The following is a 17,099-nucleotide window of genomic DNA, read 5'->3' as shown; positions in this document are numbered from 1 at the left end:
GGACTGTCCAGTCGTGTTAATGCCGGAACATGAGTATCCGGTCCGGTTCGCGGACGATGCAGAACGGCGTCGCGTCGCCCGGTGTGAACGTGTTGTGGCGTTTCTCGGAAGTGAACAGTCCCTCGAAGGGCTCGCCGCAGGCGGGACAGGCGAAGGGTTCCTCGTTCGTCCAGAGGCTCGTTTCCCGGGTCTGTTTGCGGAGTTTCAGCCCGTACCGGTAGTCGTGGAGATCGATGGGGCCGTCACCGTTGCCCAGTTGCTCCATGCGGGAGGAAAGCGGTGGCTCCGTGATGAATGTCGGGGCCGTGGGGGAGCAGTGCCCGCCGACCGCCACGGCTTGAGTGGGTCACGCGTGCTCGATACGGACGTGCCACTCGTCGTCGGCGACCTCTGTGGTCTCGTGGACGAAGCCGCGACGGTCCAGCACGTCGTACAGCGGCACGGGCTCGAAACTGTTGACGAGCAGGAGTGTCTCGTCGGAACCGAGGTCGTCGAGCGCGTCGGTGATCGGGTCGAACGGCTCGCCGTCGACGGTTCTGACGTCCAGTTCGCGGGTCGGTTCCGAGTGGGGGTCGACTGCCATACGAGTGCGTTCGGCGGAGACTGGGAAGGGTATTTTCGCGATGACGTTCGGTCGAATGGGTTCGGGGAAACCGTCGATTCGCAGGCCCGTGACTGTATCGACGGTGACGGCCACGCGGGGCTGTCACGTTTCGGCACTACCGCGTTACCCGGGGCACTGGAGCCATCGCCCCGTTTTTTCCGAGCCAGTCACTCGAAGCTCCGCGGTTCTCCCTCCGTCTCGACCGCGACGGCCTCCGCGTCGCGGTCCAGGTCGTGTGTCGAGAACCGGTGGATCGGGTCCGCGGGGCAGAGCCACAGGTCGTCGGCGTACCAGGCGAACAGTTTCGTCGCCTGCTCGTACGCGACCTCGGCGTCCGGCGCAGTGATGCTCCCGACGTGGCGAAGCGGGTCCTCGGTGTCGTCGCGGACGAACACCTCCCACTCGGTCTCACGGTCGCTCCGTGGGTGATCGCCGATGCTCGCACGCTCGTGTCGTTCGACCATACGTGGATCGTCTTATCCGATGGGGAAAACGATTTCTCCGAACGGTTTCGGCCTCTGCCGGCAGGACTGCCGGCACACCGGGTGACTGACGCGAGACCGGTCCGTGACGGCCGGTCGGGACAGGGAGTAGCACAGTGTTTTTATCAATCGGGGCAGTCCAATCACGGGTAGATGTCTCGCTCGCTGTCGGTGATGCTCGTCTGTGTTCTGCTGGTCGGGACGGTGCTTGTCGGCGGATTTGCCGTGGGCATCGACCAGGCGCGCCCGACAGACGACGCCGAGGCGGGTGAGCGAGACCCCGCCGAGTCGGTGTCGCCGCCGTTGGCCGTCGCCACGCAAGGCGAGTTCGCGCGCAGCACCTTCGAGATCGAGGTGTTCCGGAACGGGTCGGCACGCTGGACCTTCCTGTTCGTGCGCCCGCTGGCAAACGACAGCGAGCGCGAGCAGTTTCGTACGTTCGCCGACCGCTTCGAGTCCGAGGAGACGGATTTCTACCGAACTTACCGTGAGCGGTCGCGAGCGCTCACCCGCACTGCGAGTAATACGACGGGTCGCGAGATGACCGCCCGGAACTTCTCCCGGAGCGCCCGCGTCGTGCCACCGGGCAACCGCGGCATCGTCGAGGTGTCGTTCGTCTGGACGAACCTGGGCGTCGTGGAGGACGACGGGGTCCGGATCGCCGACATCTTCGACGGCGGCTTCTACATCGCGGGGGACCAGTGGCTCGTGTTCGAGGCTGGCCCCGGGCTGGCGTTCGACGCCGAGCGAACCGAGCCCACGCCCGACGAGGTCTCCGGGAGCACCCTCGCCGACAGCGAGACGCTTACCTGGATCGGCGAACAGCAGTTCACTGATAACCACCCACGGGTCGTCCTCGTCCCGGCCCAGGAGACCACCGACTCGGGTGGAACCGGTCCCACGACGACGGGCGAATCGGCGGTGACACGGAACACGAGCGCGGGCGGCAACGACGGGTCCGACAGTTCGTTCCCCATGATGCTCGCGGGCCTGGTCGTGCTCGTTGTCGGGCTCGCGGCAGGTGCAGTCTGGCGGTCGGGCGCGTTCGGCTCGACCACCACGGATTCGGGATCGAGCGCCGGGGCCGCGGAAACCGCCGATGCCGAGGCGGCCGACACCGACGCGGCGGCTGCTGGCGGGGCAGCGGCCACGTCGTCCGAACCGGCAGTCCCCGACGAGGAGTTGTTGACCGACGAGGACCGGGTCCTGCAGATGCTCGAAGACAACGGCGGCCGGATGAAGCAGGCCAACATCGTCGACGAGACGGGGTGGTCGAAATCCAAGGTGAGCATGCTCCTCTCGGACATGGAAGACGAGGGCGACATCAGCAAACTCCGTGTCGGTCGCGAGAACATCGTGAGCCTGAAAGGCCACGAACCGGACGCCGCGGGCTCGCCGTTCGACGACGACTCCTGACACGCCCGGTATCGACCGGCCCCTTCTCCGGGTCAAACGTCCAGCAACGCGGCGATGGCGCGCCGTTTCAGCAAGACGGACCCGAGGAAAATGACGGCGAACCCGACCAGCGACACGGGCGCGACGTACTCGTCGAGCAGGACCACGCCCGCGATGAGGAACACCCCGGCCGCGAACACCGCGAACCGGTCGGCCTGTAGGGTCGGTAACCACTCCCGACCCGGCGAGCGGACGGACGCCGCCCCGAGCAACAGCACGGCGGCCACGTCGTCCCGGAAGGCCGTGAACAGGACGGGGAGAAGTGCCTCCAATCCGATGCTGATGGCAGGGAACGAGAACCCCGACAGCGAGGCGAAAAGGAGGAACGGAGCGACGGCTCGAATCCGGGGCACTGCCACGCGTAACGGAGGAGACGCGTTAACGCTGCTGGTCCGGTCCACGGCCTGGCACATCGCCACACGGCGGGCGCGAAACGGAACTGTTAAACATCAATCGTGGCTATCAAACGGTGTACGCTCCGATGGTGTAGTCCGGCCAATCATATTGCCCTCTCACGGCAATGACCAGGGTTCAAATCCCTGTCGGAGCACTCCTATCCCTTCGCTGTCCCGTGGTTTTTGCCTGCGACCCACTGGTGTATTCACCAATGTCAGTGACCAATGTGATTCGCAGGAATCGTGGAACCGGCTGCCGTATTGCGATTAGCGTTATTGCCAGACCATGTGGACTCGAAGGATTCAAACGATTAGTGACAAATCGCGGGTGGCCGGAGCGTGATCATGCATGACGGATCTGTCGGACTTCCCAGTCGTAACAGAACCGTCTGAATCGTATCTCAATCAGCGTCAGCTACTGGACTACAGAGAAGAACGAACGGACTGTCTCCAGTGGCTACTCACGTTCGGGAAGAATCCCGATCGGGCTGAGGGATACGCCGAGGGAACCGTCAAACCTCGATCATACCGCATGGACCAGTTTTACCGCTGGGTCTGGGACGCAGAAGGCGGATACACTGTAAATATCTCCCACGATCACGCCGATGCATGGATGGACCATCTCGCGCGGAGTGACTACAGTAACACCCACAAGACGAACTGCATGAAATCGGTGAAGATGCTGTTCAAGTGGCGCCACCACAAGCGCGGTGATGGCGAGTGGGTACCCGATTTCACATTCGCTAAAGACAAGAGTACCCAACCTCGGGATTATCTCACACAGGACGAGCGGAGTCAAATCCGGGACGCGGCCCTCGAGTACGGAAGCGTTCCGAGCTACAACAACTTACCGCCAGCGGAGCGAGAGCGGTGGAAAGAATATCTCGCCCAGCGGTTCGAGAAACCGAAATCTGATATCGCACCGTCGGACTGGGACAGAGCAAACGGCTGGAAAATTCCTTCGCTGGTCTGGACCAGCCTGGATGCTGGACTCCGTCCGACAGAGGTTGAACGCGCAGTTACTGACTGGGTGGATGTCGAGAATGCCGTCCTTCGGATTCCAAAGGAAGACAGCGCAAAGAATTGCGACAACTGGATCGTCGGTCTGCGTGAGCGAACTGCAACGTTCCTCAACCGGTGGCTGGCCGAGCGTGAGACCTACTCAGATTACGATGAGACGGATGCACTCTGGCTGACCCGCGAAGAGAACCCGTATAGCGGGTACGCATTGCGATATCTGCTCCACCAGCTTTGTGATATCGCAGGCATAGAGACGGACAACCGTCAGATGAGTTGGTACACTATCCGTCACTCCGTCGGGACATACATGACCCGTGAAGAGGACTTGGCTGCCGCACAGGCACAGTTGCGACACAAGTCGCCCGAAACGACGATGAAGTACGATCAGACACCGGTCGAGGATCGTCGAGATGCATTAGATCGGATGGGCTGAATCTCTCAAACAGCGGGTCTCATGAGTCCTCGCGCTCAGTGGGTATACGGACGTCTCGCTACTCCGTGGGCACAACAGCTTTGTATATCAGTATAGTAGTGGGTATTAGGTGATGAAAAATGGGAAAAACGTCGATCGATGGAAGCCACGAGGAAGAGCTGACACTCACCGTGGACGATAGGGGCCGAGTCACCCTCCCGAAAGAGGTCAGAGATCGGTTGGGAATCGAATCGAACGATGAGCTCCCGGCGAGGCTCGTCGGCTCCGTCCTCGAAGTCAACCCACAGCCGAGTTCGAAGCTTGAGCTAGCAACAGCCAATCGAGATGACTGGGATGAGACGACACCAACCGATGCGGGAGACGCACTCTTTGGGCCGATGGATCAGTGATCGGAGAGCCGATGACTGATTCGCTCCCGACCGAAGTAACGGTGCTCACGGACGTGAACGTCCTCGCTATCGGTCTGACCGACGATCATCCGGCGCACGACGATGTGTTTCCGTGGATCCAGAACGCTCTTGATGGGCCGAACGTCTTGCTCGTCTTCGACTACTATCCGCTCCGGGCACAGTATCTCATGACGAATAACTTCGGGGTGGACGCAGTTGCTGCTCGAAACGCAATCCAATCGCTCGTTCGGAGTCCGGCACGAATTGTTGGTGCAACCGAGACCACGCTTCTGGAGGCATACGAGATCAGCGCCGAGAAAAATCACGATGTCTACGATTCGTTCATCCTGGCGCTCGCACGGACATATGATGCTGACTACCTGATTACGACTGATGATGACTTCGACGAGTTGTGCGACAGTGAGGAGGTTTCGTACACTAATCCCATTCCGCCCGACGAGCGCAGCAAGTTAACATACATCCAGGGGTAGCGGTCCGTGGATGCTCTGTACCGAGTGGTGACACGTTCGTAGATTGAACACTTGATCTGCTCAGTGTGCCTGCCAACCTACCGCTGTCAATTCTACCAAATTGCGTTAGTGTTCTCGGAGTGCTGCTGAATATAGAGCATAGGTTCAGTAGAACAGGTGTTCTCAATCCAGTTAGTAGCTATCTACGAAAGAGTTCATTGCTGCCTTCCACTGTTTGTGGGCCGCTTGGAGAAGGACGCCGCGGTGACTTACGGGCATTCCCACCAGATTATTACTTCTTGATATAGATTAGTAAAGTAGATGCAGCCCAGTTGGACAGTTTATGGACAATTAGATCAGGATATACGTGATGAGGAGACGTTCAACAATTGTTTTGCTGACCTGGTTGATGACTCACTTGCCCTCGACGCGGGATTCCTGAATCACCTTCTCGGAAACGAAGTCACCTTTGAGGATGACGCGAAGGTGGAAGGAACCGACCTCGAACCACTTTCGTATCGAGACGAAGGCACCGATCGAAAAATCGATTTCACCATTGGTGACTCCTCGAAGATTGTCGGCTTTGAGTCTAAACGACGAGATTCCCTCAGTAAGAGCCAACTGGAAGGCGAACTGGCGAAATTAGAGCACAATGCAGACGGTCGAGAACCTATACTCATTGCAATCACCGAGGATATTCGAAGACCGTCTCTCATCAAGGAGTTATCCACGGATATTCGCTGGACAAGTTGGTTCAAAATTTCTCAGTTTGTGTTCAGCGGAGGCGGATTAGGTGAGGAGTGGCAACCAACGATTTCACGAGCAAAAAAGATGTTCAGGGAATTCGGCTACGAGGGATTCGATGGTATCGACACAGAAGAATTTCGTGTGAGTGTATGGGAACTCTGGAAACAGGCCGCCACCCAGATTGACGGCCTCGACACCGGCGAACGGTGGCCATATCAGGCAATCAAGGAGCCGAAAGGTACATCGACCGGCTGGAAACCAATCGACCCAGATTGGATGTTGCTCACGTTCAGCGATGGTGCATCTGGTGATTCGAACGAGACGTGCTATGCGATGCTATCGAATAAGCGCTCACAGGAGCTGAGAGTCGGACTTGCGATCCGACCTTGGCAGGATAAAGCTCTACAAGAGTTTCTGTGCGACAATGCAGAAGCACTCGCTGATCGGGTCATCGAGGCAGAACTGGAGGTAGTGCAGTTCCCGCTCAACTGGTTAGTCGGTCGGAAGAACCTCCCAAAGGGCACAAAAAAGGCGGTGACGGCTGATAATCCCTCATCTCGTGAGGAGTTGGTCTCGGCGTTTAGCGACCGAGCTGGAATGGAAGACGATGGGGCAAATCGCTTCGTTCTCGGGTATCCTGTCGAACTCTCAAACGCGCTTGAGGAATCAGTTACATCCCTGAAGAAGCTCCGCGACTTATTCGAGACGAATGACGGACCAGCAATCGAGGCTCTACTAAGCGAGAACCAGTCGCAGTAATCCTCATTGAAGAGGTTGGATTTACCGAGAATCCGCCTCGAACCAGCAGTAATCGAATGCCCTGCTATTGAATATTCTTAGTGCGAGACTAGCGCCCTGTATTCAGCACGCAGTTTGTGACAGATATTAGGCAGAAGGCCGTTCAACGTGATAGCTCAATCCCCTGTCCTGAGCGGGCCGAGAGAGTGAAAAACGGGTGGATGAACCGTTGTATAATACTCCCGATTGAATCAGTGAAACGTTCAGACCAGCGTCACATCAGAGATGTGATGCAGCCTGCTCTTTCATCTCCTCAGGAACGTGGACGTACCGTTCGGCAGCTGACTTCGTTTTCTGGCGGAGGACCTCGGCCACCATTTTCAGATCGCGGTATTCCTGGTAGGTGTACGTCGCGACGTAGTGGCGGAACGAATGCCAGGTAAGCTTGCGCCCATTGGGGTTGATTCCGGCCTCATCTATGAGATCGTTCAGTAGTCTGTTCAGATTTTCCGAGGAGTACGGATTGGATTCCCGGTTGAGCCAAATCTCGTCACGACCATCGTATTTCGTCTTATTTTTCCGCTGGTCAAGCCACCGCTCAAGTGTATCGGCAGCCTCGTCTGAGAGTTTCTGCCGCCACTGTACGTCATTTTTGACTGCATCCTCTCGCGGAATCACAATTACCTGCGTCTCAGGTTTGTACCACTGGATTTTCAGACGGGCAACCATAGCGCAGCGCCAACCAGTTTCCCTCGTGGTGCGAATGAGTGCGGGGATTTTCCAACTGGTATTCCGCTCTGTCCAGTGTTCCGGTGTGACATCTTCTTTAGGAATCCCCAGTTCCTGAGCGATATGAGCCTTCCAGCGGTCACGCTCCTCAGGGCCAACGTTGTTGTATGTCGGGATTGATTTGTAGTCAAGAGACGCCTGCCAAAGACGCTCCATCTCGCCTTTCGTGAACGGATCAGAATTATCTCTTGGTCCGTCAGATTCGAACGTAACTGCCGGCTCCCAGTCCTCATTGTTCCATTCAAACCAGCAACGAAGTACGTCGTTGAACTTACGTTTGGAATCGCCATCGTACCGATCCCCGTCGTTCCGTCGGATTTCATCAGCACTCAACGCGTCGATGAAGTCGTCTGCCTGATCCTGTGTGAGGTCCGTCGTTGTATGACCCTGATTTTCCCACACGTACTCGAAGACCTGTTGGATTAATCGGGCCATCGGTTTAACTGACCCCTCAGCGTAACCGACTTCTTTGTATTGGACTTTCCCCTTCTCTCGAAGGTATTCGATGAAACGCGTACGCTTCTGACAGTATATCTGCTTCTGGCGATGGTTAAGCGGTTCAACTTTCTCTTGTGAGATAAACTCGAAATCAAGCCGTGAATCAGCCGTACCTGCTGCGACTGCGTCAGTGTCAGTGCTACGATTCGTGCGATCCTCTGACTGCTCTTGGCAGTCATCGGCGTGATTTTCACTACTCATGGTGGGACCGCGGGCGCGCACCGGCCACTGGCCGAGGAGGTCGTTGGTCCTCGTCCCAGGGCGCGGTGAGAAGGCGTCACCCGCACTGCGACTCTGCTAGGGTGACGCCGCCGGGGCTGCGGTTGCTGAGTAGGTAGTAGAGTCTTCCGTAAGGATTCTACAAGAGAAATTCGGCGAGCTTGCTATAGCAACTCGTGCAGCAGTTTGAAATTAGCGGCTAAAATCCGTTACAGAGAGTTTGACTCGTGCAGTTGGAGAAACTCTGCGTAGAGAATCAGTTGCCTTCCAGATGATTCGATGCTGATCACCCTGTCTGTCGACTACCTGCTGCTCCTCTAATTCCTTCAACTGGTTTCGAACCGTATCAGTGCTGAACGGAGTATGATCCGCGATCTCACCAGTACTCGCTTCTTCACCAGACTCTAGTGTCCGAAGTACGGCCTGTTCTCCATCTGGACGTGGTTCAACTGATGCCGACTTGCAGATAGCATGCATCCATTCCGGCACAGCCGATGTGTGAACGAAGACTGTCGCACCGTCCTGGCGCCCAAATCTAAGGATCGCTTGGGCCACGCTATTTTCACGAACGTGGTTCAGATACGGTTCAGCCTCTGAGACGGGTTCACGACGACTGTAATGGTGGCCGTCCCGGGTCTCTTCCACGACTTCGGTATCGAAGATGTCACCGTTGAGTCCGGCTAACAACCGGAGTTCGTCTGGACCAGGATGTGGACTACCGATAATGACGCCAATCTGCACCTCGTCACCTTCGAATTCGTTCGATCCCTTGATGTTCCGGTAGTGACCGACCAACTCGTCTGGAATCGCAACGTCATTCTCGTCCTCGTAGCTCAGGAGCCTGGTTTTGGCCCCCTTAGTTGTGATCAGGCCGACTTGGCTGTCAGCACGACGCTGAACCTCGTGCAACAGACCCCGATCCTTCTCAAAAGAGATTCGCTTCGGTTGTGCCCCGCTATATGGTTTGACATATGACGATGTCTGGATCAGCTGGTACCCGAGAACGTCTGAAAGATACTTTTGCCGGCATTCATCGCAAAGTACCTGTACATGTGATAGCTTGTCGACGCCGAGTCGCCCTTTCCAAAGTTCTGGGGTTGGTGTCCCGTCCAGACCAACTAAAGCAGCTGTTCGCGAGAAATCAGGCGAGTTTCGAAGTGCCAATTCCCCACTCTGTGGATCGTACGCGACGACGACTGAGTCGGCCAGGTGTATGTGTTCAACATCGTTTTCTAATACTACCCGATACGTCTCAGACCCTTCCTCGAGGCCTTCTTTCTCGTCTACTGTTGGTTCCAGCAGTGCCTGTACGACGAGAGCAGCATCTACGTGCCCATGTCCACTCTGAACGATATCGCCCCCCAGATCGAACGGATCAACATCGCTAGCATACTCATGGATCGTCTCTCGTGCATCTCCGAACGTAGACTCATCCTGCCGGAGCAATTTCAATGAGTCCAGATCCTTTACTGGGAGATCATCGTCTCGCTTCAGAAACTGACCCACTAACTGGTGTAGTTCGCTCGCGCTGAATCGCGTTTGAAACGCGTCACCAGGATCCTCATCAATGATCACCACTCTCTCGTCCACAATCTCTGGTACATACGCGTGCGAGAGGTGGCCGATGAAAACGTCGCTAGATTCGTCATTGGTCCACCAGTCCAGATAAGGACACTCGGTCCCTCCACAGGGAAGTCCAATCTTCTGATTCCGGTGAAGCGAAGCCGGAGACAGGCCTTGATCGCGGAGCGAGATGAGACGACTTTGCCATCCACTTCCATGGTCACCTCGTGCTGTTGGACAATCATCCTCAAGTACGGGCAGGTGAACCATATCGGTTACCGACCCGTCACTCACATGCTGGCGGATCATTTCCTCGAACTGCTCACGGTTCGCCGTCCGATGCGTTAGATAGGTCAGCTTAGTATCCCTCTCACCCTCGCAAAGTTCAGCTGCAAACTGCGCGGCAGCACTCGTCTTTCCTATCGTTGGAATCGCGTCAACCAATGTCGGTATTGGCGTATCTGAAATGAGTTGAGAAGTGACGCTATCGTATAGAGTTTCCTTACAAGCAGATCGGGCATTGTCGACGCATTTTCCACCTTCGAAACAGCATCCCATGCTTCAAACAAGCCGTGAAATGACACGGATATCAAATTCGGTTCCGTTTCGAAGCCCGACCCGAGGAATCGGATTTAACCACGAGGTGTTTCGCCATCCTGCGATTTCCAATCTTTCCGACAGTATACCCTGATAAATTCCCGATAATTAGACCGATCTGAGTTTCTTTTTAAGCAGACCTTTAGATATTGCCTGTTTGTGTGAATGTCTGGCTGAGGTTTTTCCGTGAGATCCCCCTACTTTCAGATGATAGGTATATAGATATGAATGACAGTCTGGATACGCGATGTCCGAACAACGAGGTGACACCCCTTGAGTGAGACACTCCGGGCGGCTACCTTTATTGACAAGGGCGGCACAGGAAAAACGACCGTTGCAGCCCATCTAGGTGTCGCTGCTGCTCGCCAAGGCCATGACGTGTTGCTGGTTGATCTTGCCGGCAAACAGGGCGATCTCGCCCAGGTATTCGGGATCTGGAGTCAGTATCAGCAGGCCATCGAAGAGGATGAGGCCTGGCCGAACATTTCCACCGTATTTCAGGACGAGTGGCCAGCAATTGCAGACAGGATTGGTAAACAGCCAGTTGAGGAATTGATATACTCAACGGGTGAACTCGTGGATCTGCTTCCGGCACACCCTGGCCTTGACGGCGTCGAAGCTGAATTGGCCAGAGTCGACGATCCACAAGAGCGGTATTCCCGGTTCGCGAAGTTTCTTGACGATTACGTAGACCCGTTACGGTACGATATCGTTCTGATTGATCTCCCAGGTCACTCAGACAACATCACGTACAACGGGCTATGGGCAGCAGGCAACGTGATTGCGCCGGTAGAAATGGGCACATTCGAGGAAGGACAGGCGCAGCAACTGCGGACCGATATCGGTGCAATGCGCGAAACACTGTCGGCCGATATGGAATTGACAATGGTCGTGCCCAGCATGGTTGACATGCGGACACGGTTGGCGCGCGAGTACCTGAACACCTTCCAAGATGAGTTCTCCGAGACTATCGCACCGCGGCATATTCCGAAGAGCCAAGACATTCGAACTGCCGCTGACAGAGGTCACACAGTGTTCCGAAAGGATAGCCCCTCAGATACAGCAGAGCGTGCCCGATCTGCGTTTATTGCAAATGCAGAGGCACTCATCGAACGTCTCAAACCGTCGGTGATTCAGGCATGACTGACGCTGATGAGATGAGGTTAGACGAGTTTCGTGACCGGGCAAAAACTGGCAGCCGAATAGACCAAGCAGCAGAGAACATGGAGTCGGATTCAGGCTCTCCCTCTGAGACGAATGCTGGCGATGAACAGTCGTCGGAAGAGACACCACCTTCCACAAGCAATGATCGGAATTCGGATGAGGCCACCGAGCTGATGGATGCCCTTGATGCTCGTTTAGAAGACTTGGAAGGGAATGATAAGGTAATCAGTGTGTGGGATGAGCAATTCGCGGCAGTGTTGGACACTCTCGAGGAACATCCTGATATTGTCGGGTCTACCAGTAATGATCTACAGGAAGCACTCTCTGTACAACCGGAGGAGTCTAACTCACAGAGTGAAATCGTCCGTATCATCCTATATGCAGGCCTAAATGAAGTAGCGCCAGATGTTACATCAGCCTTGGAAGAAGTCATCAAACGTCGAGCCGTCTCCGATTTATAGCCTAGCGATACATTCTCTGAGCAAGGATCCTGTATCCATGAAACTGGGTGACTCCCACACACCGGGGAGGTGGAATTCGTGTCCAGTCTCCATCACAGACGCGGTTGATACAGGGCTCTCACTGATCGGCGAAGTCATATCGTCTGCGGAGAATCGTGTCCCTCAGTCGAGGTAGATAGTGGATGAGATCAGCCGTTGTGAGGATACCAACGAGGGCGCCATCATCGGTGCCGCGGATTCCAAGTTACCCGACGACCTATTCCGGTATCTCGTATCGAGAGAACTCGGTGTCCCCACAGTCTGGACACTCTTCGGTCCCCGGCGAGACGCTCGTTCCGCAGTTGCGACACTCAACGACTACGTTCGACCCGCCTCCGGGGAGTAGCCGAGTGAGGACTGTGCGGACCCCCATCGTCTTTCGAACTACAGGTGACAACGGATTAACTGTGGCGGACGACTTGTTTCAGTGGAAACCCGGTGTCTGTGACCGACAATCCCGCCGAAAACTTACCTTCGAGGACTCCACAGGGACGCACGGAAGGAAGGCTGTCACACGCTCCTTCCATTCCCCTTCCATGAACACCGATGAATCTGCTCTCGGTCGGTGCCCGGACTGTGGTGAGTCTATCCCCGAAGCGTGGCTACTGGTCGAGTACGAGAAGGACGACGGTACTGACGGTGTCTGGGCTGAGTGTCCGGTGTGCGAAGACGTTGTAGCGCCGGAATGAAGCCGGGTTTTGTGTCCTTTCGGGACCGCATAGATGACGACCGGCGTGGGCGAGTATTTCTCTTGGCTAACGATAGTGGTATCAGATTAATCAAAGTATACGCGAAGTGCCGTTCCCTGTTTTGAACGGGATTCTATAGAGTGTGATAGAATGTACTGGGTTTTCACAGGTAGTAGTTGAGTGATTCGGATCGGTCCTACGGCAGTACTGTAGGCACCCATACAAGGATTCATACAGCGGTTCATATATGCAAAAACATACAGTTACCGACAATTATTTTGGTCATTGGCTTAGTTTCCCGGCAAAAACCAACTGTGGAACGGGTCACACGGCTTGATATCGGCGTAGGCAGTACCGGCATAGAAGACCAGTAATACACTAGTGATGTACCCCCATTAGAGGGGGTTAGCAGTGATACTGGGAAATGGGTCACCTACCACGTGAGTGATATTACATCGTCGCGGTTGATTGTGCGGTCACTCCCGATGGAGTTGCGCCAGAGCCACTCGGTCGTCCACCAGTCTGCGATGTTACAGAACTTTGGTCCCAAGTTGTACGCAGTTTGGATCTGGTCACGGCCATCATTGATGTTGAACTCCGTGTCGAATGTCCCATGGGGGAGGATCGCGAGATCCTGATTGTGCCAGTGGTTGAGAATCTGGTAAGCTGTTTTGCGGGAGTCGAACGCGACCAGTGGTGTTCCGTGATCGCGCAGGTCTGAGAGTTTCCGATATGTCTCACGGTGTAGCTTCCAGTTGTTGTGGCCGGTCATGACCTCCACGAACTTCCGTTCGCCGGGCCTGGTTGCGACGAGATCGACATTGTAGTCACCGAACGAGACGTAGGTGTCGATGTCGTACCCCTCGAATGTGAGGTAGACAGCGGCGAGACCGACGGTCACGCGATGTTCAAGCCCTTCCATTGGGTCACCCCGGAAGCTGGGGAGGTCATCACGTGCGTTCACGAGTTTCTTTGCGGCGAGAGTGGGTGCATACCAGACCTTCTTTCTGAGGATTCTCTGTGGCTTGAGAAAGACCGATGCTTCTTTTTCGAACCAATCGTGATCGCGGAATCTCTCGATGATTTCTGGCGGCCTGCTCGGATCGGCATATAATCGGTACAGTTCGTCATCAGGGATGTCCCCGAGAATTGTCATGACATCTGGGAGTTTGTCGAAGAGAATGTGGGCGCCGCGGACTTCTCTTCCGTTGTAGAAGTTGACCTCGCGCCGAAGCCCCTCTTTTCGGTGCTTGGTGAGTTTCATCCGCGGTGCGGACGGTTTTAGTTTGACAGTTCCGCTGAGCGACCGTTTGTCTGGTTGCCTCCACCGTGGGAGGTTCTCGTATGGGACTTCCACCGCGGTGTCGTTGTATTTTGCTCGCTCAGTAATGTACTCGTCTGTGACCCACTTGACGTGTGGTATAGGGAATGCAGACATGCGACAGTTCAGGTCGTGCTTGGTGAGAGACCCGTCACCGGGTGCCCCTGGGTCATATTTTTCAATCGGCCAGAGTGACATATCGGGCCCGTTTTTATTTGGGTTAATGTCACCGAATCGTGATGGATGACTTTCTGGGACATCATACCCTCCTATCGCATACGGATCTCTGAAACAGTAGACCTCGTGCCCGTCCGCATCGACATCAAGCTCTACTGCGTGGCGCTGCCAGTCGGGAATCGGGACTGAACGTTCCTCGTACTCCTCATTCTCGCGGGGGTCAAGTTGGGGTGGAAAGACGGTCATAGGCTTTCGTACCCACACCTATTGAAAAAGGGTTAGCCCCCGGTTCGGGACCGCGCCGCTGTTGGTGAGTCACTGGAGTCCGTCGGCGCGCTGGTAGCCGACGAAGGCATCGACAACGCGCGGTTGAGTGCCTGGGAGGGCCGCAACTATCCCGACGTTGCTGCCGTCGGTGGTGAAGAGTACGCGTAGCCAATCCCGTTCACCTCCGCAGGGGTAAAGGCAGTCTTCACCAGCAGTGGGGACGGGGCCACTGACAGTGTCGATTTACTGCGACGGCCGGTGGTTACACATCGATATCTTCCTGCTTCTCGTTCTGCACACACTGCGCGAATCGGCGTGTGCAATCCCCCATTCGCGAGTATTGACGGACCTGCCCGTCGGCACGAACAGATCTCGGAAAATGAGGTGTGTCAGTGTGTGGGACGGCAGTGCATTCGCTTTCGCTACCCTCACCCGCGTTTGCAAGACTTCGCTGGTGGCAACCCACCTGCTCCTCGGCTGTTTTGCGACTTTTTATACTAGTGCAACTTCTACTCATGGGTGGAGAAGTCCGGTCCCATCGGGGCGTTAACGCCCGGGTGTTGCAGCACCCGGGCCGGGTTTCTCTCAGGAGAGATCAACCCATGCAAAACGACGTTACCTGCGCCCATCAATCGCACGGTCACGATCACAACCACGTAGTACAGAATCCAGCAGAGCCACCTGCAAATCCAGACCCGGACTACGCGATCGTCCTTGAAGAAGCAATCGACCAAGGGCGCTTCCGCGATGGTGAAGCAATCGTCCTCTGCCCGGGATGCGGCGAGACAGCAAAACGGCTGTACACCGGACTCTCCGAGGAACCGGTGCGAATCGACATCCCCTGCTTCGAGTGCGACATGCAGCTTCACCGGTGGTCCGCGGTCATCGCTCCTAACATTCGCACCGCGCCGCCGTCAGTCGAACAACTCAGAGAAATCGTCCAGGCGCATTGGGAGCACAAGTTCCGGATTGGCGTCCAAAATCTCGGACTCCCGCATACGCGTGAATTCACGGAGGAAGTCCAGGAGCTTGCCGAGGAGTGGGACTGGGAGTGGAGCGTCACGTGCCCGCTCTGTGACCGCTCCCTCGACGAGCTCAACATGGACCATCTCAGCTACCACCACTGGTCCTACACGCCCGACATCGGCACGAGCCTCTGCCTGCACTGCCATGACTTCATCCATGGCGGCGACGACGATGACCAAGCCAGCAAGCAGGACTGGCGAGCACAGAAGCTCGGTCTTCGAGATTTCAGAGACCTGGCGGTGATTCGCCTCGCACTCCGTGATCAGGAAACCCATGATGTGACCCTCTCTGAAGGCGATCCGGCGTACGCGCGCCGGCTCCGAACACGGTACAATATCCCCCTGAACGTCGATCGAATCGTTGAGCTCGTCAGTGACGTCGGAGAGAAGCGAGGCGTCCGGGAGATCATTGAGAAACACGGAACCTCTCCGACAGTTGCTGCCCACGATATCCGCCCGGTGTAACCATGACGGCAACAGACACACCGTCTCAACCCAGTGACGACGACGCGGGTGACCCCGTCGGCCTGCAATCCGAGGTCGACATCGACCTGTCGTTCCCGTGGCGGACTGCACCCGACCGCAGCTTGGACGATGTGGGTGGCCTCGACCAACTCAAACGAGAGCTTCGACGTACTGCCGTGCGTCCACTCGGTCCGAAACGCAGCGAGTATCGTCGATTCAACGTCGACGTGCCGAATCTGCTGTTCGCGGGGCCACCCGGCACAGGCAAGTCTCACTCTGCAACTGCGTTGGCCGGCGAACTCGGCTACCCCTACGTAGTCGTTACGTGCGGTCGATTACAGAGCCGGTGGCTCAATGAATCGACAGACCGCGTTCAACAACTGTTTCGCGAGGCTGCCCACATCGGGCAGCGATATGGCCACGCGGTGATTCTCGCGGAGGAAATCGACACACTGCTCCCCGCTCGCGGCGGGACCGAGCAGCACCAAGAGGATAACAAGGTCACTTCGGAATTCCTCGCATACTTGGAGCGGACCACCGAGAACGAGACACTGTTCGTGGGGACGACGAATCGCCGCGATGAGCTTGACCCTGCTGCGGTCCGAAGCGGACGCATTGACCGCGAATTCCAGTTCGCAATGCCTAGCGAGGAGACGCGTGCTGCAATCCTCAAGCAACAACTGGCCAATCGACCATCAAAGGTCCCTGCGGAAGACGTGTCGCGGATTGCAACGGAAACAGAAGGGGTATCAGCGGCCGCTCTCACGACTCTTGTCACGGAAGCCGCGCGGTATGCCGTTGAACAAGGAGACAGCGAAATCAGATCGAAACACCTGGCAACCGCTGTCTCAGAACATCTCAACGACACAAATAGCACCTTCCGAGCTTCGCAACCCGTGACTATCTGTCCTGATCGACGCTGAGGGGATCAATCCGTGGAGAAGATCCCCTAACGTATCAGGTCGAGCCCGCTTACCGATGATTCGCTGGGTGAGGACGGAGACTTCTCGCCCAAGCTGCCAACTCAAGAACTCGTTCCATCAACGGCATGGGAGTGGATTCCAAAAAGATATACCCTCGTTGTATCGATAG

At 56.2% G+C, this 17,099-nt stretch carries 17 protein-coding genes and 1 tRNA gene; 11 read left to right on the top strand and 7 right to left on the bottom strand.

The window, feature by feature from the left end; translation table 11 throughout:
- Nucleotides 1-16: 16 nt before the first annotated feature.
- From MUG96_RS08775 to MUG96_RS08765, 3 genes are all read right to left on the bottom strand, one after another.
- Entirely contained in the window at nucleotides 17-265 is a 249-nt protein-coding gene (locus MUG96_RS08775) for a DUF7385 family protein (protein ID WP_246988437.1), read from the bottom strand.
- A gap of 81 nt (nucleotides 266-346) precedes the next feature.
- Complete coding sequence (locus MUG96_RS08770; protein ID WP_246988435.1) at nucleotides 347-583, bottom strand: DUF2249 domain-containing protein; 237 nt, start codon at nucleotides 581-583, stop codon at nucleotides 347-349.
- Between the two features lie 188 nt (nucleotides 584-771).
- Nucleotides 772-1,068 carry an Htur_1727 family rSAM-partnered candidate RiPP gene (locus MUG96_RS08765; RefSeq protein ID WP_246988432.1) on the bottom strand — a complete coding sequence of 99 codons (297 nt, stop codon included), beginning with the start codon at nucleotides 1,066-1,068 and terminating at the stop codon, nucleotides 772-774.
- A gap of 171 nt (nucleotides 1,069-1,239) precedes the next feature.
- Between MUG96_RS08765 and MUG96_RS08760 the strand changes: the two genes are divergently transcribed.
- Nucleotides 1,240-2,502 carry a helix-turn-helix transcriptional regulator gene (locus MUG96_RS08760; RefSeq protein ID WP_246988430.1) on the top strand — a complete coding sequence of 421 codons (1,263 nt, stop codon included), beginning with the start codon at nucleotides 1,240-1,242 and terminating at the stop codon, nucleotides 2,500-2,502.
- A 32-nt stretch (nucleotides 2,503-2,534) separates the two neighbouring features.
- Here the strand turns inward: MUG96_RS08760 and MUG96_RS08755 are convergent, their stop codons facing one another.
- Nucleotides 2,535-2,894 carry a hypothetical protein gene (locus MUG96_RS08755; protein WP_246988428.1) on the bottom strand — a complete coding sequence of 120 codons (360 nt, stop codon included), beginning with the start codon at nucleotides 2,892-2,894 and terminating at the stop codon, nucleotides 2,535-2,537.
- A 122-nt stretch (nucleotides 2,895-3,016) separates the two neighbouring features.
- On the opposite strand from MUG96_RS08755, the gene MUG96_RS08750 reads away from it, so the two are divergent.
- From MUG96_RS08750 to MUG96_RS08730, 5 genes are all read left to right on the top strand, one after another.
- Nucleotides 3,017-3,091 (top strand) — tRNA-Glu (locus MUG96_RS08750).
- A gap of 194 nt (nucleotides 3,092-3,285) precedes the next feature.
- The gene (locus MUG96_RS08745; protein ID WP_246988426.1) at nucleotides 3,286-4,389 is read left to right on the top strand and encodes a tyrosine-type recombinase/integrase; all 1,104 of its coding nucleotides are present in this window, start codon (nucleotides 3,286-3,288) and stop codon (nucleotides 4,387-4,389) included.
- Between the two features lie 119 nt (nucleotides 4,390-4,508).
- Nucleotides 4,509-4,778: an AbrB/MazE/SpoVT family DNA-binding domain-containing protein gene (locus MUG96_RS08740; protein WP_246988424.1), complete on the top strand. Its 270-nt coding sequence runs from the start codon at nucleotides 4,509-4,511 to the stop codon at nucleotides 4,776-4,778.
- A gap of 11 nt (nucleotides 4,779-4,789) precedes the next feature.
- Nucleotides 4,790-5,269: a type II toxin-antitoxin system VapC family toxin gene (locus tag MUG96_RS08735; RefSeq protein ID WP_246988422.1), complete on the top strand. Its 480-nt coding sequence runs from the start codon at nucleotides 4,790-4,792 to the stop codon at nucleotides 5,267-5,269.
- A gap of 300 nt (nucleotides 5,270-5,569) precedes the next feature.
- Nucleotides 5,570-6,754, top strand: coding sequence for a hypothetical protein (locus MUG96_RS08730; protein WP_246988420.1), 1,185 nt, complete (start codon nucleotides 5,570-5,572; stop codon nucleotides 6,752-6,754).
- Nucleotides 6,755-7,012: 258 nt separating this feature from the next.
- Here MUG96_RS08730 and MUG96_RS08725 read toward each other — a convergent pair whose 3' ends face one another.
- The gene (locus tag MUG96_RS08725) at nucleotides 7,013-8,221 is read right to left on the bottom strand and encodes a tyrosine-type recombinase/integrase (protein ID WP_246988418.1); all 1,209 of its coding nucleotides are present in this window, start codon (nucleotides 8,219-8,221) and stop codon (nucleotides 7,013-7,015) included.
- A 210-nt stretch (nucleotides 8,222-8,431) separates the two neighbouring features.
- A complete protein-coding gene (locus MUG96_RS08720) occupies nucleotides 8,432-10,246 on the bottom strand; it encodes a hypothetical protein (protein WP_246988416.1) in 1,815 nt (604 codons plus the stop codon).
- Nucleotides 10,247-10,672: 426 nt separating this feature from the next.
- Here MUG96_RS08720 and MUG96_RS08715 point away from each other — a divergent pair, with 426 nt between their 5' ends.
- The 3 genes from MUG96_RS08715 to MUG96_RS08705 all read left to right on the top strand — a co-directional run bounded on the left by MUG96_RS08715 (nucleotide 10,673) and on the right by MUG96_RS08705 (nucleotide 12,752).
- The gene (locus MUG96_RS08715) at nucleotides 10,673-11,542 is read left to right on the top strand and encodes a ParA family protein (RefSeq protein WP_246988414.1); all 870 of its coding nucleotides are present in this window, start codon (nucleotides 10,673-10,675) and stop codon (nucleotides 11,540-11,542) included.
- A complete protein-coding gene (locus MUG96_RS08710; RefSeq protein ID WP_246988412.1) occupies nucleotides 11,539-12,024 on the top strand; it encodes a DUF8115 family protein in 486 nt (161 codons plus the stop codon). Before MUG96_RS08715 ends, MUG96_RS08710 begins: the two co-directional genes overlap by 4 nt.
- A 575-nt stretch (nucleotides 12,025-12,599) precedes the next feature.
- Nucleotides 12,600-12,752, top strand: a complete 153-nt coding sequence (locus tag MUG96_RS08705; RefSeq protein ID WP_246988410.1) for a DUF7837 family putative zinc-binding protein — start codon at nucleotides 12,600-12,602, stop codon at nucleotides 12,750-12,752.
- Nucleotides 12,753-13,185: 433 nt separating this feature from the next.
- Here MUG96_RS08705 and MUG96_RS08700 read toward each other — a convergent pair whose 3' ends face one another.
- Entirely contained in the window at nucleotides 13,186-14,496 is a 1,311-nt protein-coding gene (locus tag MUG96_RS08700; protein ID WP_246988408.1) for a hypothetical protein, read from the bottom strand.
- Between the two features lie 623 nt (nucleotides 14,497-15,119).
- Here MUG96_RS08700 and MUG96_RS08695 point away from each other — a divergent pair.
- Nucleotides 15,120-16,007 (top strand): hypothetical protein, encoded by an 888-nt coding sequence (locus MUG96_RS08695; protein ID WP_246988406.1) that lies wholly within the window; start codon nucleotides 15,120-15,122, stop codon nucleotides 16,005-16,007.
- A 2-nt stretch (nucleotides 16,008-16,009) separates the two neighbouring features.
- Complete coding sequence (locus MUG96_RS08690) at nucleotides 16,010-16,930, top strand: AAA family ATPase (RefSeq protein ID WP_246988404.1); 921 nt, start codon at nucleotides 16,010-16,012, stop codon at nucleotides 16,928-16,930.
- The last annotated feature ends 169 nt before the right edge of the window (nucleotides 16,931-17,099 follow it).

Origin of the sequence: Halorientalis marina, assembly GCF_023028345.1 — an archaeon.
Classification (GTDB): domain Archaea; phylum Halobacteriota; class Halobacteria; order Halobacteriales; family Haloarculaceae; genus Halorientalis; species Halorientalis marina.
The sequence above is the reverse complement of the archived record's forward strand: the minus strand, read 5'-3'. Positions and strand labels throughout refer to the sequence as shown.